The organism is Acidovorax sp. SUPP1855 (genome assembly GCF_030158955.1).
Taxonomy (GTDB): Bacteria; Pseudomonadota; Gammaproteobacteria; order Burkholderiales; family Burkholderiaceae_C; genus Paracidovorax.
The window spans coordinates 19,512-44,204 of the sequence record NZ_BQXI01000036.1 but is presented as its reverse complement, the minus strand read 5'-3'; the positions used below and the strand labels follow the sequence as shown (position 1 = coordinate 44,204).

Sequence of the window (24,693 nt, the reverse complement as noted above, 5' to 3'; positions counted from 1 at the left end):
ATCGCCGCCATCATGATGATCACCGGCGGCGAGGAGCAGGAGGTCGCCCGCATGGGCCGCGCCGACCGCTACCTCGTCTCGCGGGCGATCATCCGCGCGTCCGTGCGCTGCAAAAGGGAAGGCCGCAAGCACCCGCTGACCCAGGACGTTGCCATCGAACTCATGGGCATGCACCGCGACGAGACGCTCTCCGGCCCGCGCCAGATGCGCGCTGAGGAAATGGGCCAGTCCATGATGACCTTCACGCAGGCCCTGCGCGGCAAGCTCTTCAATCGCGAGGGCCAGGACTGGCCGGACGCGGACGTGACCCTCATCGAGATGGGAACGCTGACGCAGGACGGCTATGGCGACGCGCTGGCGGTGGCCTACACCAGCCTCATCGACTCGGTGCAGTCCCGCGGCGAGCGCACGCAGGCCGAGGGCCGTCCCATCGTCTTTCTGACTGACGAGGGCCACTTGATCACCACCAACGAGCTGCTGGGCCCGAAGATCGCCAAGGGCACCAAGATGTGGCGAAAGCTGAACATCTGGTTCTGGCTGGCCACGCAGAACCTGCAGGATTTCCCTGACTCCATGGAGCGGGTGCTCTCCATGTGCGAGTACTGGATGCTGCTCACCATGGATCGCTCGGAGATCGCCGAGGTCGCACGGTTTCGCAGCCTCACGCCCGAGCAGCGCCATCTGATGGAGTCCGCCCGCAAGGAGCCGCCCAAGTACACCGAGGGCGTGATCATCTCGGCCCTCGGCCAGATGCTGTTTCGCAACGTGCCACCGGCGCTGCCGATCGCCCTGGCCATGACCGAGGGCCATGAGAAGGCGCACCGGCGCCGGCTCATGGACCAGCACGGCTGCACCGAACTGGAGGCGGCCATGCTTGTGGCCGAGGAACTCGTGAAGGCACGCGGGTGAGCGCCATGCATTGGATTTGCTCGAAATTCCGGCCATGGGCACTGGCATTGCCGCTGCTCATGGTGGTCACCGCGCCCCAAGCGCAGGTCATTCTCGGCGATGACCTGTACCGCGGCGTCACCCAGGTGGAGGTCTTCGCCAACTCGGCCATGCTGGTGACCCCGCAGCGCTCGGACCGGTTCAAGCTCGACATCTACCGCCTGGACGCCATGGCGCGCGTGCAGCAGTCCATCAACCAGGGATTGCCTCAGAACGAGGCCGATGCCCGCGCCTGGCTCGCCGCGAACGAGGCACGCATCCGCCGGCAGGTGCAGCCCGTGGTCGCCAACGCGGCCAATGGCATCACCCTGGCGATGCACTACCGCATCGACCGGCTGCCGGCCATCGTCGTGAACCGCCAGACCGTGGTGTTCGGGATGACGGACGTGAATGCCGCGCTGGCCGCGTTCCAGCGTGCCCGGTCATCCTCTGGGTCGGCCACTGGTTCGAGGGGCGTGCAATGAAGAAGCGCTCGAGGCCATGCAAGCGCTCACCCGCGTCCTGGTGCCGCGCGCCGCGCATCCTGGCCGCTGTGCGATCCGCCACCCTAGGAGCCGCCCTCTGTGGCGCATTCGCTCTGGCGCCCCCCGCGGCTCTCGCGCAGACCACCAACACCGTGGCGATCCTGACCGCCACCCTGCAATCCTTCCCCAGCTGCCTGTCCTACCAGGTCAAGGGGATGTGCTTCTTTCTGCGCTGCAACATCAAGGGCTGCACCGTCCTCTACTCGATCCGCATGAGTCACTATCTGCCCGATGCGATCGTGAGCACCTACAACGATCCGCTGATGCATCCCTGGCTGGAGGTGGGAAAGCCGATCGCCGCAGCCATGGCCGGCGTCGGCTCGGCCATGGCCGGCATGCCCCTGGATTCCGCGGCCGATACCGCCCGCGACGACACCGAGATCACCACCTTCAAGGGGGCGGACGCCATCGGCAACCCTGTGGGCATGGTGGCGAGCGCGCTCTCCACCGGGACGCTGCCGAACGTGCCCTCCATGTTCGGCATCCCAGGCATCTCGGAACTGATGGAGTTCCCCACCGAAGAACTGCCCAACATCCAGCGCGAATGGATGTCCGTGCCCATGGATGCGGCCAATTCGGTTCTGCAGGGCGCGGCGAGTCTCGCCAAGGCACCCATGGACATCATCGGCAAGATCACGAGCCTTCCCGGGCGCCTGTCGCAGCTGCAGTCCGCGGCCGGCAACGTCGGCAGCTTCCTGGGCTCCAGCAGCGGTCTGGCTACCCTGGGCATGGATGGGGCCGCGCTCGCGGGCATCGACCTGGGGCCCTTGCAGCAGGTCGTCTCGATCGCATCGCTTGCCGGCGGCAGCATGGACCTGGGGCCGGGCGGTCTTTTTTGCCCGGGCGGCGCGTCCGCGTTCGGACTGCACTACCAGTCGGAACTTGATGCGCTGTTCTGGCGCGGCATCCTGCCGGTGGAGATGCTGTACCCATCTGCCTGGGTGCCCACCCGCAATGAGGTGAGCCACTCGTCGGGGATCACCAGTACCTGGGGAAGCATCTACCCCCGCACTGGCGAGGTGGTTCAGCAGCACCCGGTCAAGGCCTCGGCCGTACTGGCCGAGCGCGTGGCCAGCATCATCAAGAAGCGCGCCCAACCCCACATCTACAAGCGCCTGGAGACCAGCGGCAACTTCAAGTATTTCTCCTCCATCGAGGACTCCGACACTCGCTGGTCGATGGTCTATCCCCGCACCACCACGAACTGCGTGCGGTTCGGTGAGAACGACTCTCTGTCCCTGCTGTCCTTTGGTGATGGCCGCACCAGCGCCGTCAACGGCTACGTCTGGAACCTCTGGAACAAGTACGACTGCTGCCAGCGCCGCGGCATCTACCTGTTCTCGGTTCCCTGATCCATCGCTCGAACGCCTCCGCACATTTTTCAGCACTCTCATGCGATTCATCTCGATCTCGAAATCCCCATTGCGCCCCCACGCGCTGGCCGTGGCGCTTGCCCTGGCCAGCATGGGCACCACATCGGCCTTGCATGCACAGCCGGTTTCCAACTCCACCCTGTACTACCGCATGGGCGGCGGCACGCCGGGGGGCGCAGCCAACAACCGCGGGCAGACCTCCCAGGCCCTGGGCCTGCAGGCCAACCTGCGCCTGAACTACTCCTGCGGCAAGTTTGATGTGGGCATGTCCTGGGGCAACATCATGAACAACATCTCGCGCCTGGGGCAGCAGGTGACCAATGCCGTGCAGGCAGGCATCGCCTCGCTGCCGCTGTACGTCCTGCAGCGTGCCCAGCCGGGCCTTTATCAACTCTTTCAGAACTACAGCCAGAAGGCGGATCTGCTGGTCGCCTCCTCGCTCAAGACCTGCGAGGAAACCGAGGCGATGATCCGCGCCGGCCAGAATCCCTACGAGGACTGGATCAAGATGGCCAAGGGCGACGCCTGGAAGGTCAAGGCCAATACGTCCGGCGACATCGTGCAGGCCAAGATCGACATCAACAAGAATGAGGAGGCGCAGCGCACGGGCGTGAACTGGGTGTTCGGCCAGAAGGCGGGCGGCATCAACTCGCCTCCCCTTCGCCCCATCCGGGATCTCTCGGTGGCCGGCTACAACGCAACGCTGAACAAGTCCGTCACGACCTCCTCCAGCACCAGCTACACCGCAACCAGTGACAAGTCCACGCGCCTGGTGCAGGCCTTCGCATCGCCAGACGACTTGGCCCGATTCACCACCGAGGTCCTGGGCGACAAGCGCGTCTATACCTGCTCGCAAAGCGCGGATTGCCCCACCGCGACGGCGGTGACCACGGCGTCGGGCCTGGGCCCGAAGTACGAAGCGGAGGTGGACCAGGTGCTGCCGAAGCTGCAGGCCATGGCGGGCGCCCCCTCGGGCAGTCCCTACGCCGATCTGAACACGATCGCCGCGCCCGGCATGGCCATCAGCCCGCAGCTGCTGGACGCGCTGCGCAAGCTGCCTCCCGACACGCGCGGCATCGCGGTGACCCGGCTCGGCCAGGAGCTGGCGATGCACCGGGTGATCGACAAGGCGCTGGTAGCACGTGCCGTGCTGCTCACGGGCCTGAGCCTGCCCGAGGTGACGGCCGCGGGCGACGCCATGCGGGACACGCAGTCGCAGATCGACCGCCTGACGCAATTCATCAACGACCTGATGTTCGAGGCCCGGATTCGCAAGGAACTGACCTCCGACACGGCCCTGGCCATCATGGGCAGCCAGTTCCAGGCCGACTCGCGCTCGATGCGCGTGCCCGATGGGCGGGCAGCCGATCCCCAGCCGATGGAGAACGGCCGGGTGAAGGTGACGCCATGAGCATGCAGCCTCTCGGTCCGCAAGGGCCTGCTGCCGCCAATGAAGTGATGCTCGGAACCTTCATCGAGAAGATTCGGCGCCAGGATCTATTGATCGCGCAGCTGCAAGCCGAACTGCAACGAGCGCAGCAAGCCTCTGCAGACACCCTGCTCGGGCAGCTTCGCTTGCGTGAAGCCTTGCTTCTGTACGTAGGGCAACACGCTGACGACTTCGCAAAGCAGATCGCCGGGAACTTCAGCGACGATGTTGCGCGAGCGGTGTCGAACAGTTTGTTCGTGCTCGACAACGCGCCCATACCGCGCGATGCGCGGGAGGCGATCCGCAAAGCGACCAATCACGGCCTGAACAGGTGGTGACATGTCTGCATTCTCTCTGCCCCACCACGTTCTTGCGCTGACTGTCGCCGTGAACGAACTGCGCTCCATCTCACGGCCGAAATTCAGGCCGTGAGATCTCGGCGGACCTACCAAAAGAAATCGATGTCCAAGATCCAAATTGAACCAGCCCTGACGAAGCCCAAGCCACGCACGGCGATCATCAACCACGGCTCCACGCCCCTGCCCTGCCACCTTGACGAGAAGGTGGCGCCATGAGCATGCAGCCTCTCGATCCACAAGAGCCCGCCAGTGAAGCGAAGGCACAGGGCACGGGTGCGGCCCGGCGCAGGCTGCTTCGCCTGGCGTTCATCGGCATGGCCTGGCTGGCTGGCGCGAGCGCGATGGGGTTCGTCTTGGTCGCGCTGCTGTCGCACCTGCAGGTGCAGCCCGAGACCCTGGCCACGCTCCAGGTCTGGGCGACCGGCATCCGGCACTATGGCGCGCTGGTGCAGTGCATGGTCGTCGCCGGCATCGGCATCTGGTGGCAGGCCATCGTGGCCTGGGGTGCGCGCCGCGGCATCGTGCTGCCACAGGAGCACATGCAGGTCATCGCCCTGCGGTGGAAGGTGATGGCGTTCTGGTTCGCCTACCTGTTGCTCATCCCGATCGGGCCGGCCACGTTGCTGCGGTGGATGCAGGCATGACAGCCGTCCAGGCGCGGCTCGATCTCACTGCTCCAAATGGAGCAGTGAGATTCGATAAACCAAACCAGATGAAGTCGATGTCGAAGATTCAACATGAACCAGCCTCGATCCAATTGAGCGGAACCACGCCCCTGCCCTGTGTTTGCTCTCGTGCGGCGAGGCTGCGCCACGTCCACCGCCTGCTCGCGCAACTCGTCGATGCCCTGCAGGAACCGGGTCGCCAGGCCCTGCCCGCCGCCCTCCTGGCCACGCTGCAGGAGCCAGCCATGCACTCGCGGGCCTCCCAGTTGGCGCCGCGCAGTGCCGGCGCACAGGGCGATCAGAACTGCGCTCGATCTCACGGCCGAAATTTGCGCAGTGAGATTGAAAACAACGTAAGTCATTGAATTCATTGAAGAATCTCACGGCCGAAATTTCGGCCGTGAGATTTCCCCCAGCTTTTAAGGAGAAATCAGTGTCGAAGATCTATTCCAAGACCCCCTCAACCTCTTCAGCCGCTACTTCGGTGAGGCCGCGAATCCAGGTCATCAAGGGCGTGCCGATGGTCACTTCCTTGGCGATCGCCGAACATTTCGCCAAAGACCACAAGCACGTGCTCGACAAGATTCGCCACGAGATCGCAGAGCATGCGGACCTCGCCTTCACCGCCCAGCATTTCGTGGAATCGGTCCACATCAGCCCGCGCGGCAAGCCCATTCCCATCTTCCGGCTCACCGAGATCGGTTTTTGCCTCATCGCCATGGGCTTCACCGGGACCAAGGCCAAGCGCTGGCAGCGCTCCTACGCCCTCACCTTCGCCGCCATGCGCGATGAACTCGCCCGTCCCCGGCCGGCGCAGCCCGAGGCCGTTGCGGCCAAGCCTGCATCGACCGCGGTGGGCCCCGCGCTGCCGCGCGACCCGTCCAGCGACCTTTTCGTGCGGCTCATGTCCGCCCTGGATTACCGCGCCAGCCATGCCCTGCTGATCTGGGCGCTGGTGCAGGCGCGTGCGTTCGATGTGCCGCTGGAGGTCGAGGACGAGAGCATCGGCCCCGTCCTCGACGAGGACGAGGAATTGCCCCAGCGAGCCGCCTCCATGGAGACGATCATGCAGTACGTGGGCTCGGAGATGTCCTGCAACAACCTCTACCAGGCTGCGCTGCGGCTCACGGAGAAAGGACTGGTGACGATCCACCGGGATTTCGGCCCCTACAGCCTGAAGCGGCTTCGGCACTACCGTGCGCGCATCGAACCCCTGATCGCCCTGCTGGAGGCGACCAATGGGCGCGCGCTGCTCGATCCGCAGGCGAAACGCCTGAAGCTGTTGCGCCGCGACGAAAAGCCCTTGGCCCTGCCCGCCGCTTTGCTGGCCACGTTGGGATTGCCCCCGGCATCCTCGGCCGAGCCTAGCCAGCTGGCCGACACGCTCCGCAGATTGCACTGATCCGAACCCATCCTCCGCCACCACCATGCAGCTCGACAGCTACCTCGAAATCTTCACCACCATGTACGGGTGGGCCTTCGCCAACATCATTGGCGAGGTGATCACCGGCACCGGCCTGATCATCGTGCCCTTCGCGGTCATCCTCTTCAACGCCTGGCGCGATGCCAAGGAGCAGGGCCTGGAGAGCGCCGGCGTGCTGCCCCTCCTGGAGAGCGTGGGCACGAAGATCATCGTCGCCCTGTTCGTGATGTCGCTGTGCTTCGCCACGACGCCCATCACGTCGCTCAGCTCCGTCAACCTGAGCTACATGCCGAGCGCAACGCCCCAGGAGCCCAACCCCACCATGGTCTCGCGCAACGGCGGCACGGGCTCGGGCTACGACGCGGCGATGAAGGATGCGTCGGACGGCACCATGAGCACGGCAGGCAACCTCTCCCAGGTGCCGGCCTGGTGGTTCTCCACCATGGCCATCTCCTCGGGCATCAACCGCGCCGTGCGCGCCGGCATTCGATCGGGCGACCGGCAGATCCGCATGGTCGAGGACATGGCACGCAACGCGACCATCCAGGACCCGCGCGTGCTCAACGCCATCCAGCGCTTCTACAGCGAGTGCTTCATCCCGGCCCGAAGCCGCTACCTGGCGGCCGCCAGCGGCGCCCTTTCGCCGACGGGGCAAAGCCTCGTGGCGGTGGACAACAAGGAGTACGGCCCCACGGACGTGGACTGGATCGGCAGCCAGCTGTTTCGCACGGAGCCGGGCTACTACGCCGACATGCGTTCGTACAACCCGGTGCCGGATTTCCCGGTGGATTTCTCCCGCGACATCGACTACTACAACCCCGCCAGCGGTATCGCCCCGCCCCACTCCGGCGTGGTCAATCCCGAGTGGGGCCGGCCCACGTGCAAGCAGTGGTGGGAGGATGGCACCAACGGGGTGCGCGAGAAGATGGTGGGCCACGCCGGCAGCTTCGGCAAACTCGTGGAGGTGGCCGGCTCTGCCATGAACTGGAGCAGCATGGACCAGGCCAAGGATGCTTTTGCGCGCCTGGCGCAAAAGCGCGCCAACCCCCAGTTCGTGGACCCCGATCGCATCATGGGCACCGACTACGACACCGTGACCTCGTTCAGCCGGACCGTCGTGGGCGCGGCCACGGTACTCGGCGTGGGCTGGGAAGCCACCTTGGCCAGCCTGTCGATGCAGCCGCTCATCACCGGCCTGCCGATGATCCAGGCGCTGGTGCTGATGGCGATCTACATGTTCCTGCCGCTGATCACCTTCCTGAGCGGCTACGACCTGCGCGTGCTGTTTTATGGCGCGGTGGCGATCTTCACCGTAAAGCTTTGGGCGACCATGTGGTTCATCGCCCAGTGGATCGACGCCAGGCTCATCGACGCGATGTACCCCGGAGCGCAGGGCAACATCTTCGTGCAGGAAATCTCCCAGCTCGCCGGCTCGATGGCCTCATCGGGTTACAAGCGGATGATCCTCAATATCCTGATGATTTCACTGTTTGTGGGCCTGCCAATGGTTTGGACGGCCATGATGGGCTGGATCGGACTCAGTATCGGAAATCAGATCGGTCAGATGATGAAGGGACCTGACGAACTCGCAAAAAACAGTGCTGGAAAAACGGTAGGCCCTGTTAAAGCCGCAGGAAAAGCTATTACTAAGCTGTGATTTACTTCCGAGATCCGTAATAGTTAACCCAACTCTCGTCGGTGACATTGGTGATATCTGGAGTTCCAAAACTATCGATGTACCCGTCTGGTATTGAATCCTCTTTCCTTTCTTCAAAATCCGGCGCAGTCGAAAGGATGAAGAGGAACACCTTCCCCATCACAGCCAGCGTGCCGAGGAGGAACGCGCCGATCTTGAAGGCGTTCTTCGGCCGGGCGCTGGCCCTGAGGCTGCCTGCGGCAGCGGCTTCACGGGCCTGCGACTCCACAGAGCGCAGCAGTGGCTTGAATACCGCGATGAACTCCTTGAGGGAATCGCGAACCCAGAGCGCGAGAATGACGCAAACCCGCAGCAGGAATTTGCCGCCATGAAAAAGCAATCGCCAGAAATAGTGGTTCGTTCGCATGGCCTGAAGGCTCCCTTGTTATTGGTGCCCGCGATCATCGACAGGCGCTGTTGGCGTGTCAATCCTTTGCGAGCGCAGGGCTTGTAACTTTCTGCTGAAACCCACAGCCGTGCCGGTCTCGGCTAATGGGCGATCAGCGGCACGTCGATGCCGGAGGCAGTCACCAGGAATCCGGTCGCCGTCGCGTCGACGTCAATGGCCACTCCCAGAATCCCGTCGACCGGCCGCACGGAAATGCCCAGTTCCCTGCAACCGGCGGCATGCTCGGCCAGCAATTGCCGCATCTGCACTGGATTCAGGACCAACCGAACAGGCGGTGATTGCCCTGCCCGGGTTTGCCGGTAGATGGCGCTGACGATGGTCTCGAACAGGTAACCCATTCCTTCTTTCTCCCTGATTGCAATTGTGATTCATTGTCTTTGTATTGCACAATACAAATCAAGATTCGAGTTCTCCAAGCCATGAGCCAGCCCTCCAAAACGACGCCCACGCAGCAGACCTACACGGAACTGCAGCAGGCCTACAGCCACTTCAACGAGACGCTCTTCGGCGGTGCCCTGCCAGGCTGCCTCATCACGCTGCAGCGCGAAAAGCGCACGTGCGGATACTTCTCGGCCCAGCGCTTCGCCAACCTGGAGGGCGGCATGACGGACGAGATCGCCATGAATCCTGCCTACTTCGCCGTGGTGCCGGTGGTGGAGACGATGCAGACCCTCGCCCATGAGATGTGCCACCTGTGGCAATCGCATTTCGGCAAGCCCGGGCGTGGCCGGTACCACAACGAAGAGTGGGCATCGAAGATGGAGGCCATCGGCCTGATGCCCTCCTCCACCGGCCAGCCAGGAGGCAAGCGCACGGGAGACATGATGGCTGACTACGCCATCGAGGGCGGCCCCTTCCTCAAGGCCTGCGCCGAGTTGCTCACCCGATCGTTCCGGATCAGTTGGTATGACCGCTTCCCAGCGCCCGAGCACGTGCGCGCGGGCCAGGGCAGCATGGGCATGCACCTGGCTGCGTCAGTGGGCGGTGGCAGTGTGCCGGCGCAGTCCATCGCCGTGATGGCCAGCCTGGTCAATCCTGCGGCCACATCAGGCGAAGACGGTGAGGAGAACCCCAAGCCGGCGGCAAACAAATCGAACCGTGCCAAGTACGTTTGTCCTTGTGAGAAACAGGTGTGGGGCAAACCTGGGTTGATGCTGATTTGTGGGAGTTGCCGGAAAGATTTCGAGATGCAGGGGTGAGTTTCTCTTTCACCAACCATCGCTGCGGTACAGCCGGGTATTGCAGTGATTGCAAATAAAAACTCTTCGGTGGTCAGTCGCGCCAGTCACACCCCAATTCTTGATGCTGCGCGAATTGCAGCGAATGCACTTGATACCTCTGGGAGTTTGTGCTTCCGGATGGTTTTTCACGTATTGGGTGAATGTCAAGGTGTCTTTTTTGATTCGTCGGACGTGCCTCATCGTTCTGGTCAGGAAAAAGACGACCCCATATAGAAGCAGCACAACCCCTATCAAATCAAGCATCTTTTTCATATCAAGCAAAGGGTGCAGAAGAGGTGGACGCCCGACACTTCAGCCCTTAAGGCCATAGCTCTTCGCCTCACGCCACGACTGGTTTCCCGCGATGACCCGGTGCAACAGCGTGTGCTCCAATTTTCTTGCGTCTGGCTGTAAATGCGCCCACCGCTCCGCTTCGGACGCCATGTCCGAAACGGAGAGCTGCTGGGTCATTTTGATTCCCGCACTGCCCAATCCCCTGGCAAATCGCCAAAAGCTGCACGCGCTGTAAAGCTCTTTCACCACGGTGATTGGCAGGTCATAGGTCTGGGCCAGAAATAGCAGCAAGGCGGTGCCATAGCCTTGCCGGCGATGTGCGCCCAGTATCTCCACTTCGTAAACGTAGACCCGATCATTGAGTGGGGACACTGCGTAGCAAGCCCTTCCCACCGGGGTTCCCGCCTCGTTTCTGATGACCACCTTCACGTCTGGATTGGGTGCTGTGAAAGTCATGTAGTAGTTGCGCGTGACATCCACTGTGATTTTTGGGACATGTGCCAGTCGACGCTGTACAAGCCACCGAGAAAGAAAATTACTCACGATACCTCCCTGTCTGAAATCTTTTTGCGCCAAGTGGCGGGTAATCACGCAGTCTGCGTGCGCTCCGAATCCAGGCGGACTCGGGAGTGCGATCAGCCACGCACGAGCCGATTCACCGCGTGGCCGGACAGGCACAGCAGCGCGAATGCGCCCAGCTTCGTGTACCACTCGGCCCACCAGACGCTGAACAACTCCCGTGGCACAAGGTCAGGAACGGCACCGTAGGCCCAATGGTCGATCGCCGGAAACCATGCACACGCCATCAGGCCCAGGAACAGCGGCCAGGTGTTTCCGATTCCCAGGATCGAGTCGGTGTCGAAGAAGTGGATGACGAATCCCGCGAGCAGCGTGACCACGAACGTGTAGCCCGTCACCCTCACTGCGGTAGCTAGGTCCAGACCCGTCGCCCCTGCGATGGACGCGATGACCGCCATGCCAAGGATCATCCATCTGCCGTCGTCGCTTTCGTAAGCGTTCGCCATATGACCTCCCAGTCATTGATTTTTCGTTTGCCATGAGAACCGGTGGCTGTCAAGCCGAAACCGTGCGCCACGTGCCGGATGGTTTCCGGCTGACGTGCGGCCCATGCGCATCTACATTGCTGCCGATGTCCAAGAACCATGCTTCCGATGCCGCCCGCATGGCGAGCCAAGCCGGCGTCTCCTCTGCCCACAAGGTCGAAACCCGCGTGCTCTGGTCCGCTGGCCAGGGCCAGGTCTGCAATGCCAGCGTCTTCGTGTTCGCGCTGCTCTTTTTCTGGCTGGTCCTGCCGGTCGGTTGGGCGCTGTATCGGTATTTGCGAACGGCAAATCACCATTACGTGCTGACCGACCAGCGGCTGCTGGAACACTCGGGAATAATCGTCAAGAAAATCGAAGCGCTCGAACTCTACCGGGTCAAGGACTTGTCCGTCTCGGGTAATTTGTTGCAAACCGTTTTCGGCCGCGGGCAAATCATCTTGCTCACCACGGACAGTACCAATCCCACCTTGATAATCGACGCCGTGCCGGATGCGGCCGGTGTCTCGAAAACAATACGCGACGCCGTGGAAGACTGCCGCGCGGCCAAAGGCGTTCGCGCTTTCGATTATTAGAAAATCTATGAGTAAATCAATGCAATCCTTTGAAATCATCCGGCGAAAAATCATCGCCGAGCAAAAGACCGCCTTGTTGCGCGCTCTCGTGATCGCCACTGCTGTACTGGCCGGCGCCGGCATCGGCCTGCTCTGGGGCAACGCATCGTCGTTCCATGGCCTGGTTCGCATCGGCGCACTGGGCTCGCTGGCCGGGAGCGTGGCACTCCTGCTGACCCATCCCAAAACGAAATGAGGAAATCATCGATGTTCCAGATTTATCGGCCGCGCCTGCGCGCCCTGCTCCTGCGCGCAACCGTGCTGGCCAGCCTGTCCATGGCGGTGGGCGCACAGCCGGTCCCACCCAGTCTCAAGGCGACGATTGAGCAGAACACGGCGGGCAAGGTCCGGGTGGAGCAGATCACAGCCTCCCCCATTCCTGGCATCTACCAGGTCGTCTCCGAAGGCGAGATCTTCTATACCGACGCCTCCGGCCGCTTCGGCTTCGTGGGTGGGGCCATGGTGGACATGAAGACGCAGCAAGACCTCACCGCGCCGCAGCTCGAAAAGCTCAACAGCGTTCCCTTCGCAAGCCTGCCGCTCAAGCACGCGATCAAGGAGGTGCATGGCAACGGCAAACGGCAAGTGGCCGTGTTCGAAGACCCGCAGTGCCCGATCTGCCGGGTCTTCACCAAGTTCGTGGACCAGCTCGATGACGTGACCGTCTATCGGTTCATGTTCCCCGTCATCAGCCCGGAGTCCGCGCAGCTCGCTCGCGCCGCTTGGTGCTCACCCAACCGCGCTGAGGCCTGGCAGCAGGTCATGGCGGGCCGACGCCTGCAGGGCCGGGAGGATTGCGACACCAGCGGCCTGGTCGAGATCCTGAAGTTCGGCGAGCGGCACCGCATTCAGAACACGCCCACCGTGATCCTGGGCAATGGCAAGCGCCTGGTGGGTGCCACGCCGCCCGAGCAGTTCATCGCCGAGCTGGATGCGAGCGTGAGCATCAAATGAATCGACACAATTTAAGGGAAGGCAGCATGAAGGTATCGAACAAGAAGAGCGCGATCGCGGCGGGCCTGGTGGCCACCGTGCTGTGCATCGTCGCCGGCGCCGCCGGCGCCGCGGGCGCGCAGGAACGAGGGAATATCAAGTTTCCCGCCGAGTTGAAGTGGAAATTGATGCCTCTGGTGACCTTCAATTCACGGCAATACATCAGCGGTAATCCAGAGGAAAAAAGACTTCTGGAGCCGATCTGGAAAGAGAATATCGACTCCACGCCGCTGAACCTCGTTCGCAACGACGGCAGCAGGCTGGGCAGCTTCATCCTCTATCAGACGCATGAGAATAAGGAGAACAGGTATATCTTCACCATGTTCAGTGCCTTCGAGTCCAAATGCGAGCCACCTCCAAACGGGCCATTTGCACAAAAAGGCTATGTACCACCGATGTACAGCATTTGCCCAATGCGCGTGATCGTGGAAGATAAATCCACCGGACGCAGGAAGCAAAAGGATTTTCCGAATTACTGCCACCTGTCCATAGACGACGAAAATACGCCGCTCGCGCAGAATCACACAGAATTCGCGTTCGACGACAAGACTGGGAGCGCCTACTTTCGGGTGATCCAGTACGGCAAGCGTGTGCCTGAATGTGATCGTGCGTTGCACCTCGGATGACGGTGGTAGCAAACCATGCAACGCACCTTCTTCGCGCTTTGCTCGGCGCTACTGTTGGGCTGGCTGGCGCTGCTCGCCACGCATATGCCTGCTTCGGCTCAGCAACGTCTGGTGACCAACGACCGCGTGACCGCCGATCAGGTGGCTCAAGCGATCGCCAACTCACCTAATGCCAGCCAATGGCTGCGTGCGAATGCGAACGCCGTGGGCAACCTGGCCATCAACGTCGAGAGCGGCGGATACCTCTCGGTCTACAACGGTTCATGCTGCTATGGCGTGCTGCAGATGAACAACGAGAACATCCGGCAGGCAACTGACGTGACGCCCGCGGAGTTCAGAACATGGAGCCTGCAGCGCCAGGTCGATGCCTGGTCGCGAGTCATGTCGCAGGCGCTGCAGGCCACCCCGGCTCAGGCCCTGGCGGCTCTGGGCACGTTCGACGGGCGCCGCGTGGACGCGAACATGATCCTGGCCTGCGTTCAACTGGGCATCGGCAATTGCCAGCGCATGATCGCCTCGGGGCGCTGCTCGGGCTTCGCCGACTCCAATGGCACGACGATCTGCGGCATGGCCGATCGCATCGCGGGTAATGCGCCCTCCCCTACGCCCCCTGGCACAACCACTCCTTCCACGCCGATTTCGGGCGGTGGCGGCATCGCATTCAACAACGGCTGCATCCGTGGGTCCGATGGCCAGTGCGTGCCCGTCACCGAGGCACTGCGCATCGGCTTCGAGCAAGGCTCGGGCGTGTCCATGGCACGCATGCGCTCCATCATCCAGATGCTGCTGGTGGCCATCACCCTGCTGGTCGTCTCCAGCGCCCTGGTGGGGGTTTGGCAGCAGTACGCCCGCGGCGTCATCGACAAGGCCACCATGATGGAGTACATGCAAAAGGGCTGCGTGATCGTGATGATCGTTTTTGCGGTGATGACGATTTTTTGATTCAGGAGATCAGGTAATGGAGAAAAAAGTGGCCGACGAAATCATCGACAGCGCCGTGCAAGGTGTCGCAGGCTCCGCGCGCACGATCCTTGGCTCACTTCTATGGTTCGCTCAGAAGTTATCGTTCATTGGGGCCTTGGTGTCGGCCGCTGGATTTGCGTGCGCTGTGCTCATGGGGGCGGAGCAGCTGTTCACATGGTTTTACTGGCTGATCGGCTGCTCGATCACGGCCTTGGCGCTCGGCATCTTGACCCGACAGCGGTGATACGGCCCTGCCAAGCGGTTGCCGTTCGTAGAGGATCCCGCGAGGATGGTGCCGCTCAATGACGCCCCGCAAATAGCCCATCGACGTCCTGGCATAGATGGTCGTGGTCTGCAGGCAGGCGTGCCCGAGCAGCATCTGGATCACGCGCAGATTCGCTCCTGCCTGGTATAGGTGCGTGGCGAACGCATGCCGCAGCGTGTGGGCCGTCACCATCGGCAGGCCTGCCGCGTCGGCATGCCGGCGGATCGTGCGCTGCAGGGCGCTGTAGTTCAGGGTGCCAGAGGCCGTCGCATGGACGAACAGGGCCGGGACCGGACGCTGGCAGGCCTGCAGCAGCGCGGGGCGCGCTTCGTGCAGATACCGCTCTAGCCACTGGGCTGAGTGCTCTCCGAACACCACTAGCCGCTCCTTGCCCCCTTTGCCCATCACCTGGGCCGCACGGGTGCGCAGGCACAGTTGATGCGGCCGAAGGCTCAGCAACTCCGCGGCACGCAGGCCGGAGGCATACAGCAGTTCCAGGATCGCCCGATCGCGCAGGCCCAGGGCGAACCGGGTGTCGGGTTGCTCCAGAAGGCGGTGCACCGTGCGTTCGCAGGGGACGTACCCCAGGCTTTGCTGGTGGGGCCTTCGCCTCGGTGGCGCGATGTATTGCCAGGGGTCGCGCTCCATCATGCTTTCTCCCGCCAGCCAGGCGTAGAACCTGCGAAGCACCCAGGTCTTCTTGTCCACCGTGGTTTGGGCATGCCTGCGCGACTGCTCGCTAATCCAGTGCCGAAGATGCAAGGCCGAGACATCCAGCCGCGTGATCCCGAACCGCGCGCGTAGCCAGCGCTGCCACTCCAGGAGCGAGTAATCGACCACCTGCAGGGTGCCCCGTGCGTACCCGCATTCATGCCTCAGATAGTCCTTGAACCGCTCTTCCAGGAAGAGCCTGGGCCCCCACCCTCTCACGGCTCGCATTCTCCGGGTGCGAGGCGACGTCGGCGGCGTCCTCCTGCGCGGATGCTGATCCACATTCTTGTTTTCTCCCTAAAAAATTCGCTGTCGTCAAGCCGAAACCCTCCGCCACGTACCGACGGGTTTCGGGCTGACCTGGTGCGCGGCCCTCCCTAAAGTGCCGCCAATGCCGACATGCTCCACAGGGGCAAGGATATCTCGGGCAATCGTCCGCAGAACCGTTCGCGAAGGCATGAATCACCACCTCCAGGAGAACGAGAATGACAGTCGAAACCGACGAGACGGTCGAAGGCCGGGCAGCAGTCGCTGCGCTGCAGGCGGCGCAAAACCGCGGGTACAGCGATGCTGCCGTGGACACGATCCATACGTCGCAGGAAGGCGTTGCGAAATGAGCGCGAACACCAGCATCGAGTGGTGCGACCACACCTTGACCGACGTCCACGTTTGCATCTGGCCTGTGGGCTCATGCAAGGCGCGTTCGCTGCCTGCGGTACGCACGGTCGGCGTTGCGGTGACGACACAAGCACAAGAGGCGGTGTGATGTGGCTCTACATTCCATCGAGCTTTTCGCCGGGGTCGGCATGCTCGGCGAAGGCGTGCGCGCCGGATTCGAGCTACTGGGTGTCGAACATCGCACCGTTTGCTACGTGGAGCGGGAAGCTCCTGCAGCCGCGCAGCTTGCCCGCCTTATGGAAGCGGGAGCCCTTGATCCGGCGCCTGTCTGGTCTGACCTGCTCACCTTCGACGGCGCAGCGTGGCGTGGACGCGTGGATGGACTTGTTGCCGGCTTCCCGTGCCAGGACATCAGCATCGCAGGCCGACGCGCTGGGCTTGATGGCAAGCGTTCCGGCTTGTTCTTCGACATCCTGGACCTCGCCGACGATTGCGACGCGTGGTTCCTCTTTCTGGAGAACGTCAGCGCCATCGCTACTGCCACCGCCACCGCTGTGGACGAAGCCGAAGGCACGCTCGAAGAGCGCGCCGCCGCCCGCGTCGTGGGAGAACTGGCCGACCGCGGGTGGGACGCGGAATGGATCACTCTTTATGCGTCCGATGTGGGCGCCAGTCACGGGCGCGCACGGTGGTTCTGCCTCGCATGGCGGCGACTGGATGACGCCCAGCGTGTCGAACAGCCAGGGCAACGAATACACGCGCGATCAAGGGATGCCGGGCCTGGAGCGTCTGACGCTGACGGGACAGGCGCAGAACTGGCCGACGCCAACGGCTCACGATGGGCGCCGGCCGAGCCCGGATGTGAAGTCAACCCAGGCGGGCAACCTGAGCAGGGATGCTGCCCAGTGGCCCACGCCAGCCAGTCGCGACTACCGCACGCCGAACAGCCAAGCCAGTCAGGCCAGCCGCAACCACTCGGGCGGCGAGCAGCTTCCGAACTTCGTGGAACACCACTTTTCGCACCCGGTCCTGTCGACCCTCGATGGGCGGGCGTTATCGCCCACCGCCCGGACCTTGCCCCGGCGGTTGAACCCGGCGTTTGTCTGCTGGCTGATGGGATGGCCTATCTGGTGGACGAATCCCGCGCTCACCAGTTGCGCCAGGTCGGAAATGGCGTCGTACCGCTGCAGGCTGCAGCAGCACTTGTCGAACTTGTGCGGCGTGCCGTAGGTTGATGGGAGCAATGGCTGATGCCTTTCTACCGCCTCAAGACCGGGATCGTCCACGTCAAGGGCACCAAGCTCCCCAAGCCCTGCGCGGCTCGTTTGCAGATCGAGGGCAGCGAGCAGGTTTGCGGGGGCCTGGAGCGCGTTTTTGTGCAATGGGTCCGCCGAGGCCGCTGTACGTGCGATGCGCCCCTTTGCGAGGCCCACGCACGGCAGATCGGGCTCAACCGCCACCTCTGTCCTCCATATTTGAACGTCACCCCAGCCGCCAAGGGCGCCGTTGCACACCACTCAGTCAGTTCGCAAGTTGTTGATTTATATTGTGATATCAAAGATTCAGAGGGGCGTGGAGGCCGACGCCAAGGCGCTTCGGTACTACGCTTGGGCGTCGGCGCGCGAACCACTCAGCAGCCTCTCTTTTTGCGTCCAGGCCTACTTCGGCGAGAGGGAAGACACAGAGCCCTGATTGGAGAAGTAAGGGATCAGCATGCGGTTGCCCTCGGCACCCGTCTCCCGCAGGTACTCGACCGAAAACTTCTCCCCGATGCGCCGCAGCTCGTTGCGCAGCTCGGGCTCGGGCGTGTCCACCTTGATGCCCTTGCCCGTCAACTCCGCCATCGAGACCGCGGATGCCGCTTCGCTGGCCATCCAGCCGCGCTTTTGCGCTTCATCTGCCGCCGCCATCACTGTCTTGCGGTTGGCCTCGGAAAGTGCGGCCCACTTGGCCTTGTTGGCGATCACGATGTTCTTCGGGTACCAGCCTCGGGCGTTGTAGAAATACTTCGCCGGCCCCTCCCACAATTTGGAGTCCACGCCGGTCGCGGGCGATGTGAACATGGCGTCCAGCCGCTGGTCCTTGAAGGCCGCGCCGATGGCCTGCGTAGGCACGTCGACGGGGGTGGCACCCATGAGTTGTGCAAGACGCACCGTGCTGGGGTTGTAGGTCCGCATCTTCGATCCGCGCAGATCTGCAATGCTGCGCACAGGGCGCGTGGTGAACAATCCCTGGGCCGGCCAGGGCACGGCGTAAAGGATCACCAAGCCCTGCTTGTCCAGAGTCTCCTGCAGGATTGGGCGCTGAGCATTCCACAGCCGCAAGGCATCGTCGTAGCTGTGGACGACGAACGGGATGGCATCCGCGCCGGCGATCCGGGTGTCGCTGACCATGGTACTCAGAAGCACCTCCCCTGCAGCGAGATCTCCGGAGCGGACCTTGCCCACGATCTCGGATGGACCGGCGGCGATGCCGTCGGAGCGCACGTCGATGACCAGCCCACCCTTGGCCTGATCGTTGACGTTCTGCGCGAATTGGCGCAGGTTCACGCCGTGAAAAAGCTCCTTTGGGTAGCCCGAGGCCAGCGTCCATGTTGCCTGCGGGCCCTTCGTGCTCTGAGCAGCAGCGGGCAGTACGCCGACCCAGGCCGCGGCTGCGCCGAGCAGACTGGCGGCCAATCGACGGAGCGTTTTGTCGAGACGGCTGTGCGGATAGTAGATTTCATCGCCCATTCTTTTTGTCTTTTGCTTTCAAGATCACACCTGCTAAGCCCACACAGAAAGTTCCCAAAACCGCAAATGCGTTGACGCCGTCATGCCATTTTCTATGTCTTACATGCTCGGTTTCTTGTTCAGTTTTTTCTCGCTTTGACTTTTCATGGCGCGCTTCTTCTCGGGCCTTCTCAGCCTTGGCCTGTGCCTCTTGAAGCCGAGCCTCATTCATGCGCTTTTCAAAGTCTTCTGGCTCCTTGTCCACTTTTAACTCCTTTGATTGCCTAAAATGGACAGTTTCTCGGTCTAGGTCCACGTACCAATGCGAGCAGTCAATGTTGGTATGCCTCAAAAAAGGCTTCACCACAGTCTCCATATAAGCGAAGTGCAGGCAGGGGGCCGCGTTTGCTTTTTTCGATCATAGCCCGCGCCATTCCTCAACATCAAGGAAAGTAGGGCGCGGCTCGGCAAGAGCACCAATAGAAACGCCCTGCCCCGCAAATGCGGGACAGGGCGTTCAGGAACCGGCCGTCAATCGGCAAGCAGTTTCTTGGCAAGGGCCACCTCGATGCTGTCTCCCGCATCGTTGAGCACTTCTAGCCCTGAGTCGGGCATGTCGCCCGACGTCGATTGCGACACCGCGATCTTCTTGGCCATCAGCTTCAAGCAGTCCATCTGGGTGCTGCCGGCATAGCCCAGAAAGATCACCATCACCGCCAACTTCTGCCCGATTCGCCAGGAGCGCCGGGCCGCCTGCTGGACGGTATAGACGTTGTAACCGCTCTGCATGAACACGATGGTCGGGAACTCCAGCAGGTCCAAGCCAGTTTTCACCAACTCGGGATTGCAGATGAGCACGTCGATGCCCTTCTCTACCTGGTCGGCCACCCAGTCCTCACGGCGGGCGGCATCCACGCTGGCGCGCAGCACGCCCACCTTGAAGCAATGCAGTTCCAGCAGCGCCTTCAAGCGCGCTGTCGTGTCGCGGGTGCCCGAATACACCGAATAGACCAGCACTCTACGCCCCTGTGCCTTCTCTTGCTGGCAGATCCGCAGCAACTCCAACTCTTTTGGAGCAGGTTCGCTGTCGGTAAAAACCGCCGGTTGAACAGCAAGCGTCGCGCGCGTTCTCGGGTGCTTGACCGTCTCCGTGCGAAAACAGCAGTCTGGCCAGGCCAGCAGCACGTTCATCACGACGCCCAGCAAGGTGCTGTCCTTCATGGCCAGCGCCTGCTTGAGGGCACTGACCAAGACCCTGGTCAAACGCTCATAGGCATCCTTCTGCGCTTCGCCCATCGGCACCTCGATGAACTGCTCCTGGTAGGGAGGCAGCACCTTCTGGCCGATGTCTCGCAACTTGAGGAACACCGTGACGGGCAGCACGTACCGCATGATGCCGACCGGGCCAAAGCCCGGCGCCTTGCTGGTACGTACCGTCATTTGCTTGGCCTTGGCCGTCCGGTGGGAGGTGCCAGTGGACTCCTTGTACACGTCCTTCAAGATGCCGTGCTCGCGCATGAAACCCATGGCGGCGAGCCCCATCGAGCCGCTCTTGGATGGCTTGAAACCGTCCTCGATCAGGCTTGCCGGGTTCAGGCGCCAAAGCAGGTGGAACAGGTCGTCGGCGTAGCCGCCCATCAGCGTGCCGGTCAGCAACAGCGTCTTTCGACACTGGCTGGCCAGCACACCCATGGCCTGGCCCTGTGCAGAGCCCTCGTTCTTGTACTCATGGCCCTCATCCACGACCAGCAAGCCAAAGTAGCCGCGGGGCAGATAGCGCTTCACGAACTCGGTGGCTTGATACCCGCCCTCTCCGATGCTGAACTCAAAGTTGGCCAGCGAGCGCTCCATGCGCGTGGCCTGCCGATCACTGAACACCAGCTCGCCATTGGCGTCCATGAGGTTCAGGAACTCGTACACGTTGTCGCCCAACATGGCGCCCAGTGCGTCTTCTCCAAAGATGCCCAGCAGTTTGCGGGCGGTTTTCTCTCCGATGGTCGGCATCTGCTTGAGCGCGCCCAGTACCAGGTCGTGCATCGACTGGATCGGCCGACCCGATCGCATCAGCGTCCACAGTGAACTTCCGCAGTGATCGCACTTGCCTCGCCGGTCTCCCAGGCTGGCCATCGCCAGTTCCGCGGAGATGGGCATCGGGTGACCTTCGTCGTCATCGCGCGTGATCGGCGTGAGGCAATCGGGACACGCTGCCACAGCGAGTACCTGGTCATGCACTTTCTGGCGCCGTGTGACGAACGCAGGTTTCCAATGGAAGCCCATGCGCATCCTCACCCGGCCCAACACAAAGAACTCAGGCTGGCTGGTCTTGAGGCCCAGGGATTTGCGAAGCATCAGCAGCTTGCGAAGCGTGTCCGGACCATTGAGCACCCACACCTTGGCGTCGGGCACCGTCTCGCGGATCTCGCGCCGCCACTTGTACACAAGGTGTGGCGGCGAGATCACCAGCGTGCGCGGATGTGTGCGCTGCAGCAGCGCGGCCGCGCAGATGGCCATCATGGTCTTTCCTGTGCCCATTTCCGCGTTGATGACGGCAGCGGGTTGATCGTGATCGACCAGTAGCTTGACGGTGGCGTGCACTGCGTCGGCCTGGGCCTTGAAGGGCTTGCGCTTGAGCGAGTCAAGAATGCTTTGCCGGGCTTGCCAGGCACCCTGCCCTTCGTCGCGTGCCGGATCGTAGATCGGCGGGTTCTGTGAGCGCACCTGAGCCAGCAGCCCGTCGCCAAACTCTTCGATGAAGTTGGCCAGAGCCATGTTGTCGAAGCCGTCCTGGGTCAAGGGTTGGGCCGCATCAGCTGTAGGGGTGGAAGGATCTGCAGGGATTTCTGCAAGAGAGGCATTGACGGTTTGCATAGAGGTTCTCCTTGAACAAAAAAATGCGGAGAACCAGCGGGGGGCCAGTTCCCCGCGCGGGTTGCAAAGTAAGTGGCCGGGTGGCCACGGGATCAGAGGGTCAAGGTGCGGTTTTTCACGCCATCCTTGATGAAGCCGACGAAGTGATCCGTCAGGCTCACTCGAACGGCCTGTACAGGGCCAATGGCGGAATAGATCGCGTCACCCAAGGCCTGCGTGGCGCGCTTGTTTTCACACCAGGTCAGCAAGGGTTGCCGCCAGTGGTCCAGCAATGCGACGGGAGATAGCCCGACGATGGTCTTCCACACACGATCCTGCAGCGTCACGTTGGTCACGGGACCGCCGTCGAAAGACGCTTTTGCGCCGGCCTCCTGGTGCAACACCCAGGCGATCCGATTGGCGCGGTCAGGCTGCTGCAGGCGCTTGTCGAACACCCACATCTGGCTCATTGGACCGAACAGGTTCTGCCTGGGCAACCTGCCGGCATGCTTGGTGAGGCGGTCGGTGCCGCCCACGTCCACCGGATGTCGCTCGCCGGCGGCGTTCACCAGGTGAAAGCGCTGCACGCCCCGCTCCTGGCCACCCAGCTCCATCGCTGCGATGAACTGCATGATGGAGCCGTCCCGGCCGTAGATTGACAGGAACATGAATTGGCCTTCGCTGTCTCTCAGGCACGCGTCCACGAAGATCTCGGGGAACTCCTCGATGCGGTAGAGCCCGTTGGAATCAGCCATGCGCGTCACCTCCCTGCGCTGTTGCATCCTCGGGCACCCAAAGCCATGCGGCAATCCACACGCCACCCGATGCTGGCGCCACGCAAGGCTCATCATCGATTTCAATGTCGTTGTCCGATGGCTGTGCATAGATCGCTCTTGCACGCTCGATTTCTTGCGAGAAGGCGATCCTGTCGCCGCGCAGCTCATGCAGATGAAGGCCCAGCTCCGTGACGCATTCGGCCAGGCCGGATGTGCACCAGCTGGCGATGGTGGCCTGCGCCAGTTCCTCGAGTTTCAGCATGGCAAGGTTCCTGTGTTGTTCATGGATTCACTCCTTGAAAAAGAAGCGGGTCCAACCCTTGAAGGGATGGACCCGCAAGGGTTGAAGAAACAAAAATCAGCCACAGAAGTGGCTTGGGTTCAGAGCATTGGCTTGAGCTGCGAATCCGCAGCGATTCCGCATTCGCTCTCCATCCGCTCTATGTCGGCAGGCGTCAACGGATCGCGTCTGAGCAGATTCACGACGAGAAAGTGGCGATCACCATCCAGGTCCAGAAAGAAGCCGAAGCTGCTGTCCTCACCGAAGGTCAAAGTGATCTCCTGGTCGATCACTGCAATTCGATGGCCGTTGGCCGTCACCATGAATGACGGCGTGCGATCACCTCCTTCCAGATTGATTTGCTCCAGTTCGTAGTAGTCCACCGAAGCCTCGTCCGCGGCCCAGATGGCTTTGAACAACCGAACCTTCCCAGTCTTGCTGTTCTTGGCACATTGGGCACAGGCGCCGAGTTGTCCGGCTCCCAGCTCACACTCGCAGAAATGGCAGAAATTGGCGCCCGATACGGACACTGCGTTAGTCATGTTTGACTCCTTCAGGAAAAAGGCGCGAGGCAGTCCCGTGCAGGGCCTGGCCCCGCACGGGTGGTAGAAAGGTTCAGCCGACTTCAAGTCGGCTGCATCAGGCTGGGGATCAGTCCCAGCCGTAGTGGGCCTGCATCTTTCGCCGGATCTCTTTGGCCACATCGACCCACAGCTGTCCCCGGATGAACGAGCCATCCAGGGTATGGGGATCTACCTGAGACACGGTGTCGGCGTACCTGCGGATCGCCTCGATGATGAACAGTTGCGCCACTGCGCTGTACTCCATCATCTCGATGACCAACTGCGTGTTGGAGAGGTCTTCCTCGGGCATTTCGAGGCCTCTCAATACTCCGAAGGCAGCAGCAGCGTGGTCACGCTGCGGTCGCACTCGGTGATGATCCAGACGGTGGTGTTCCCATCGAGCCGGTAGGCCGACAGGATGCGGTTGCCCAGCTGGACAGCCTGGTCGTTCAGTCGGCGATCTTCTTCGCAGAGATCACCCCAGTCGCCCAGCAGATGCCGGCGCAAAAGCACATAGGGGTTCAGCCGGCCGCCGGCGACCAGGGCGTTCACACCTTGCGTCATCACGGTCGATCCCAGCGGGAATCGCGGCAGGCATTGCGCCGCCTCGGGCGCTTCGTAGACAGCATTCATGGACTTCTCCAAAAAATGGGGAAACCGTTCCCAGGGGAAGCGGTGTTCCCCGAGGGTTGATGAAAGGTTTGCGGCGGTGGCCGCGGGTGACCGCTGTCGAGCGACGTTGGCCGCCTCGATGCGGGTCAGAGCGCGATAGCGGTTGCTGCTGATCCAGCCTGGCGCTGGTGTGCAGCTTCCAATTGCGGCGCCTCGGTCTCGGCTTGCGCCTGGCCCGCGTAGTGCAACTGCGCTGCCTGGCGGATGGCATCGATCTGGCGCAGGGCCATCTCGTGCTGCTGCGCCACCACTTTTTCGGTGATGCGCGGCGGCTGCGTGGTCACGATGCGGGTGGAGAAATCTCCACACCCAGTGCCCAAACCCATGGCATGGGTCTGGTAGCCGGCAGCATTGACGCTCCAGCACGCAGCGCTGGTCAGCAGACCGCCACCGATCTGGCGACGGGATGTGCGGATGACCAGCTCGCGCCGTTCATCCAGGGGGACGACCGTCCTGGCATTCCAGCCATCGCGGTCCTTGTAGATCTTCGCATCCATTGGTGGTTCTCTCCTGCAAAAAGGCGTGAAGCCACCCCCTGCAGGGCGAGGCCCCACAGGGTTGATGAAAGGTTTTGACAAGAACTCCACCTGCGCATCGCAGGCGGGCACGTTTTCAGAGTTGAACGTGCCTGAAACCATTGGTGATTGGTTCAA

31 protein-coding genes and 2 pseudogenes are annotated in these 24,693 nt (G+C 62.3%); 19 read left to right on the top strand and 14 right to left on the bottom strand.

All coding sequences use genetic code 11. The features are described 5' to 3' along the window. The 9 genes and pseudogenes from AVMA1855_RS22970 to AVMA1855_RS22930 form a co-directional block, all read left to right on the top strand. A pseudogene (locus tag AVMA1855_RS22970) lies at positions 1 to 909 on the top strand (conjugative transfer ATPase); the annotation flags it as partial. Positions 910 to 914: 5 nt separating this feature from the next. Beyond that, on the top strand, positions 915 to 1,412 hold the full coding sequence (locus tag AVMA1855_RS22965) for a TIGR03757 family integrating conjugative element protein (RefSeq protein WP_284427453.1): 498 nt from the start codon (positions 915 to 917) through the stop codon (positions 1,410 to 1,412). 152 nt (positions 1,413 to 1,564) lie between these two features. Then, positions 1,565 to 2,824 carry a TraU family protein gene (locus AVMA1855_RS22960; RefSeq protein WP_284427450.1) on the top strand — a complete coding sequence of 420 codons (1,260 nt, stop codon included), beginning with the start codon at positions 1,565 to 1,567 and terminating at the stop codon, positions 2,822 to 2,824. Positions 2,825 to 2,864: 40 nt separating this feature from the next. Then, positions 2,865 to 4,256 carry an integrating conjugative element protein gene (locus tag AVMA1855_RS22955; protein WP_284427449.1) on the top strand — a complete coding sequence of 464 codons (1,392 nt, stop codon included), beginning with the start codon at positions 2,865 to 2,867 and terminating at the stop codon, positions 4,254 to 4,256. Continuing rightward, complete coding sequence (locus AVMA1855_RS22950) at positions 4,253 to 4,612, top strand: hypothetical protein (RefSeq protein ID WP_284427448.1); 360 nt, start codon at positions 4,253 to 4,255, stop codon at positions 4,610 to 4,612. Before AVMA1855_RS22955 ends, AVMA1855_RS22950 begins: the two co-directional genes overlap by 4 nt. A gap of 233 nt (positions 4,613 to 4,845) precedes the next feature. Beyond that, a complete protein-coding gene (locus tag AVMA1855_RS22945) occupies positions 4,846 to 5,277 on the top strand; it encodes a hypothetical protein (RefSeq protein WP_284427447.1) in 432 nt (143 codons plus the stop codon). Further along, the gene (locus AVMA1855_RS22940; protein ID WP_284427446.1) at positions 5,274 to 5,663 is read left to right on the top strand and encodes a hypothetical protein; all 390 of its coding nucleotides are present in this window, start codon (positions 5,274 to 5,276) and stop codon (positions 5,661 to 5,663) included. Before AVMA1855_RS22945 ends, AVMA1855_RS22940 begins: the two co-directional genes overlap by 4 nt. 119 nt (positions 5,664 to 5,782) lie before the next feature. After that, positions 5,783 to 6,700: a Rha family transcriptional regulator gene (locus tag AVMA1855_RS22935; protein WP_284427445.1), complete on the top strand. Its 918-nt coding sequence runs from the start codon at positions 5,783 to 5,785 to the stop codon at positions 6,698 to 6,700. A gap of 25 nt (positions 6,701 to 6,725) precedes the next feature. Then, entirely contained in the window at positions 6,726 to 8,378 is a 1,653-nt protein-coding gene (locus tag AVMA1855_RS22930) for a conjugal transfer protein TraG N-terminal domain-containing protein (protein ID WP_284427444.1), read from the top strand. A 1-nt stretch (position 8,379) separates the two neighbouring features. On the opposite strand, the gene AVMA1855_RS22925 is transcribed toward AVMA1855_RS22930, so the two are convergent. Both AVMA1855_RS22925 and AVMA1855_RS22920 read right to left on the bottom strand, forming a co-directional pair. Continuing rightward, complete coding sequence (locus AVMA1855_RS22925; protein ID WP_284427443.1) at positions 8,380 to 8,784, bottom strand: hypothetical protein; 405 nt, start codon at positions 8,782 to 8,784, stop codon at positions 8,380 to 8,382. A 122-nt stretch (positions 8,785 to 8,906) separates the two neighbouring features. Further along, complete coding sequence (locus tag AVMA1855_RS22920) at positions 8,907 to 9,164, bottom strand: hypothetical protein (RefSeq protein WP_284427442.1); 258 nt, start codon at positions 9,162 to 9,164, stop codon at positions 8,907 to 8,909. A gap of 81 nt (positions 9,165 to 9,245) precedes the next feature. On the opposite strand from AVMA1855_RS22920, the gene AVMA1855_RS22915 reads away from it, so the two are divergent. After that, positions 9,246 to 10,025, top strand: a complete 780-nt coding sequence (locus AVMA1855_RS22915) for a SprT-like domain-containing protein (protein ID WP_284427441.1) — start codon at positions 9,246 to 9,248, stop codon at positions 10,023 to 10,025. Between the two features lie 333 nt (positions 10,026 to 10,358). On the opposite strand, the gene AVMA1855_RS22910 is transcribed toward AVMA1855_RS22915, so the two are convergent. Both AVMA1855_RS22910 and AVMA1855_RS22905 read right to left on the bottom strand, forming a co-directional pair. Beyond that, a complete protein-coding gene (locus tag AVMA1855_RS22910; RefSeq protein ID WP_284427440.1) occupies positions 10,359 to 10,883 on the bottom strand; it encodes a GNAT family N-acetyltransferase in 525 nt (174 codons plus the stop codon). Between the two features lie 92 nt (positions 10,884 to 10,975). Next, entirely contained in the window at positions 10,976 to 11,365 is a 390-nt protein-coding gene (locus AVMA1855_RS22905) for a hypothetical protein (RefSeq protein ID WP_284427439.1), read from the bottom strand. Positions 11,366 to 11,490: 125 nt separating this feature from the next. Here AVMA1855_RS22905 and AVMA1855_RS22900 point away from each other — a divergent pair, with 125 nt between their 5' ends. From AVMA1855_RS22900 to AVMA1855_RS22880, 5 genes are read left to right on the top strand one after another with little or no spacing between them, the layout of a single operon-like run. Beyond that, a complete protein-coding gene (locus AVMA1855_RS22900) occupies positions 11,491 to 11,976 on the top strand; it encodes a PH domain-containing protein (RefSeq protein WP_284427438.1) in 486 nt (161 codons plus the stop codon). A gap of 19 nt (positions 11,977 to 11,995) precedes the next feature. After that, complete coding sequence (locus tag AVMA1855_RS22895; RefSeq protein ID WP_284427437.1) at positions 11,996 to 12,211, top strand: hypothetical protein; 216 nt, start codon at positions 11,996 to 11,998, stop codon at positions 12,209 to 12,211. Between the two features lie 11 nt (positions 12,212 to 12,222). Next, positions 12,223 to 12,969 carry a DsbC family protein gene (locus tag AVMA1855_RS22890; RefSeq protein ID WP_284427436.1) on the top strand — a complete coding sequence of 249 codons (747 nt, stop codon included), beginning with the start codon at positions 12,223 to 12,225 and terminating at the stop codon, positions 12,967 to 12,969. A 26-nt stretch (positions 12,970 to 12,995) separates the two neighbouring features. Next, positions 12,996 to 13,634: a hypothetical protein gene (locus AVMA1855_RS22885; RefSeq protein WP_284427435.1), complete on the top strand. Its 639-nt coding sequence runs from the start codon at positions 12,996 to 12,998 to the stop codon at positions 13,632 to 13,634. 15 nt (positions 13,635 to 13,649) lie between these two features. Further along, entirely contained in the window at positions 13,650 to 14,576 is a 927-nt protein-coding gene (locus AVMA1855_RS22880; RefSeq protein WP_284427434.1) for a DUF3262 family protein, read from the top strand. 118 nt (positions 14,577 to 14,694) lie between these two features. Here AVMA1855_RS22880 and AVMA1855_RS22875 read toward each other — a convergent pair whose 3' ends face one another. Next, complete coding sequence (locus AVMA1855_RS22875; protein ID WP_284427433.1) at positions 14,695 to 15,801, bottom strand: tyrosine-type recombinase/integrase; 1,107 nt, start codon at positions 15,799 to 15,801, stop codon at positions 14,695 to 14,697. A 257-nt stretch (positions 15,802 to 16,058) separates the two neighbouring features. Between AVMA1855_RS22875 and AVMA1855_RS22870 the strand changes: the two genes are divergently transcribed. The 4 genes and pseudogenes from AVMA1855_RS22870 (at position 16,059) to AVMA1855_RS22855 (ending at position 17,421) form a co-directional block, all read left to right on the top strand. Continuing rightward, positions 16,059 to 16,190 (top strand): hypothetical protein, encoded by a 132-nt coding sequence (locus AVMA1855_RS22870; protein ID WP_284427432.1) that lies wholly within the window; start codon positions 16,059 to 16,061, stop codon positions 16,188 to 16,190. Further along, complete coding sequence (locus tag AVMA1855_RS22865; protein ID WP_284427431.1) at positions 16,187 to 16,339, top strand: hypothetical protein; 153 nt, start codon at positions 16,187 to 16,189, stop codon at positions 16,337 to 16,339. The genes AVMA1855_RS22870 and AVMA1855_RS22865 overlap by 4 nt, the downstream gene beginning before the upstream one ends. 40 nt (positions 16,340 to 16,379) lie before the next feature. Then, positions 16,380 to 16,874: pseudogene (locus AVMA1855_RS22860) on the top strand (DNA cytosine methyltransferase); the annotation flags it as partial. Between the two features lie 34 nt (positions 16,875 to 16,908). Beyond that, complete coding sequence (locus AVMA1855_RS22855) at positions 16,909 to 17,421, top strand: hypothetical protein (protein WP_284427454.1); 513 nt, start codon at positions 16,909 to 16,911, stop codon at positions 17,419 to 17,421. Positions 17,422 to 17,849: 428 nt separating this feature from the next. Here the strand turns inward: AVMA1855_RS22855 and AVMA1855_RS22850 are convergent, their stop codons facing one another. The 9 genes from AVMA1855_RS22850 to AVMA1855_RS22810 all read right to left on the bottom strand — a co-directional run bounded on the left by AVMA1855_RS22850 (position 17,850) and on the right by AVMA1855_RS22810 (position 24,537). After that, positions 17,850 to 18,923 (bottom strand): TRAP transporter substrate-binding protein, encoded by a 1,074-nt coding sequence (locus AVMA1855_RS22850; protein WP_284427430.1) that lies wholly within the window; start codon positions 18,921 to 18,923, stop codon positions 17,850 to 17,852. After that, positions 18,913 to 19,167 carry a hypothetical protein gene (locus tag AVMA1855_RS22845; protein WP_284427429.1) on the bottom strand — a complete coding sequence of 85 codons (255 nt, stop codon included), beginning with the start codon at positions 19,165 to 19,167 and terminating at the stop codon, positions 18,913 to 18,915. The genes AVMA1855_RS22850 and AVMA1855_RS22845 overlap by 11 nt, the downstream gene beginning before the upstream one ends. 266 nt (positions 19,168 to 19,433) lie before the next feature. Next, on the bottom strand, positions 19,434 to 21,770 hold the full coding sequence (locus tag AVMA1855_RS22840; protein ID WP_502870369.1) for a DEAD/DEAH box helicase family protein: 2,337 nt from the start codon (positions 21,768 to 21,770) through the stop codon (positions 19,434 to 19,436). Positions 21,771 to 21,862: 92 nt separating this feature from the next. After that, complete coding sequence (locus tag AVMA1855_RS22835) at positions 21,863 to 22,504, bottom strand: hypothetical protein (RefSeq protein WP_284427428.1); 642 nt, start codon at positions 22,502 to 22,504, stop codon at positions 21,863 to 21,865. Continuing rightward, positions 22,497 to 22,787 carry a hypothetical protein gene (locus AVMA1855_RS22830; protein ID WP_284427427.1) on the bottom strand — a complete coding sequence of 97 codons (291 nt, stop codon included), beginning with the start codon at positions 22,785 to 22,787 and terminating at the stop codon, positions 22,497 to 22,499. Before AVMA1855_RS22830 ends, AVMA1855_RS22835 begins: the two co-directional genes overlap by 8 nt. A 119-nt stretch (positions 22,788 to 22,906) precedes the next feature. Further along, positions 22,907 to 23,347 carry a hypothetical protein gene (locus tag AVMA1855_RS22825; protein WP_284427426.1) on the bottom strand — a complete coding sequence of 147 codons (441 nt, stop codon included), beginning with the start codon at positions 23,345 to 23,347 and terminating at the stop codon, positions 22,907 to 22,909. Between the two features lie 109 nt (positions 23,348 to 23,456). Continuing rightward, positions 23,457 to 23,678 (bottom strand): hypothetical protein, encoded by a 222-nt coding sequence (locus AVMA1855_RS22820; protein WP_284427425.1) that lies wholly within the window; start codon positions 23,676 to 23,678, stop codon positions 23,457 to 23,459. 11 nt (positions 23,679 to 23,689) lie between these two features. Next, positions 23,690 to 24,001 (bottom strand): hypothetical protein, encoded by a 312-nt coding sequence (locus tag AVMA1855_RS22815; RefSeq protein ID WP_502870368.1) that lies wholly within the window; start codon positions 23,999 to 24,001, stop codon positions 23,690 to 23,692. A 125-nt stretch (positions 24,002 to 24,126) separates the two neighbouring features. Beyond that, positions 24,127 to 24,537 carry a hypothetical protein gene (locus tag AVMA1855_RS22810; RefSeq protein ID WP_284427424.1) on the bottom strand — a complete coding sequence of 137 codons (411 nt, stop codon included), beginning with the start codon at positions 24,535 to 24,537 and terminating at the stop codon, positions 24,127 to 24,129. Positions 24,538 to 24,693: the final 156 nt, after the last annotated feature.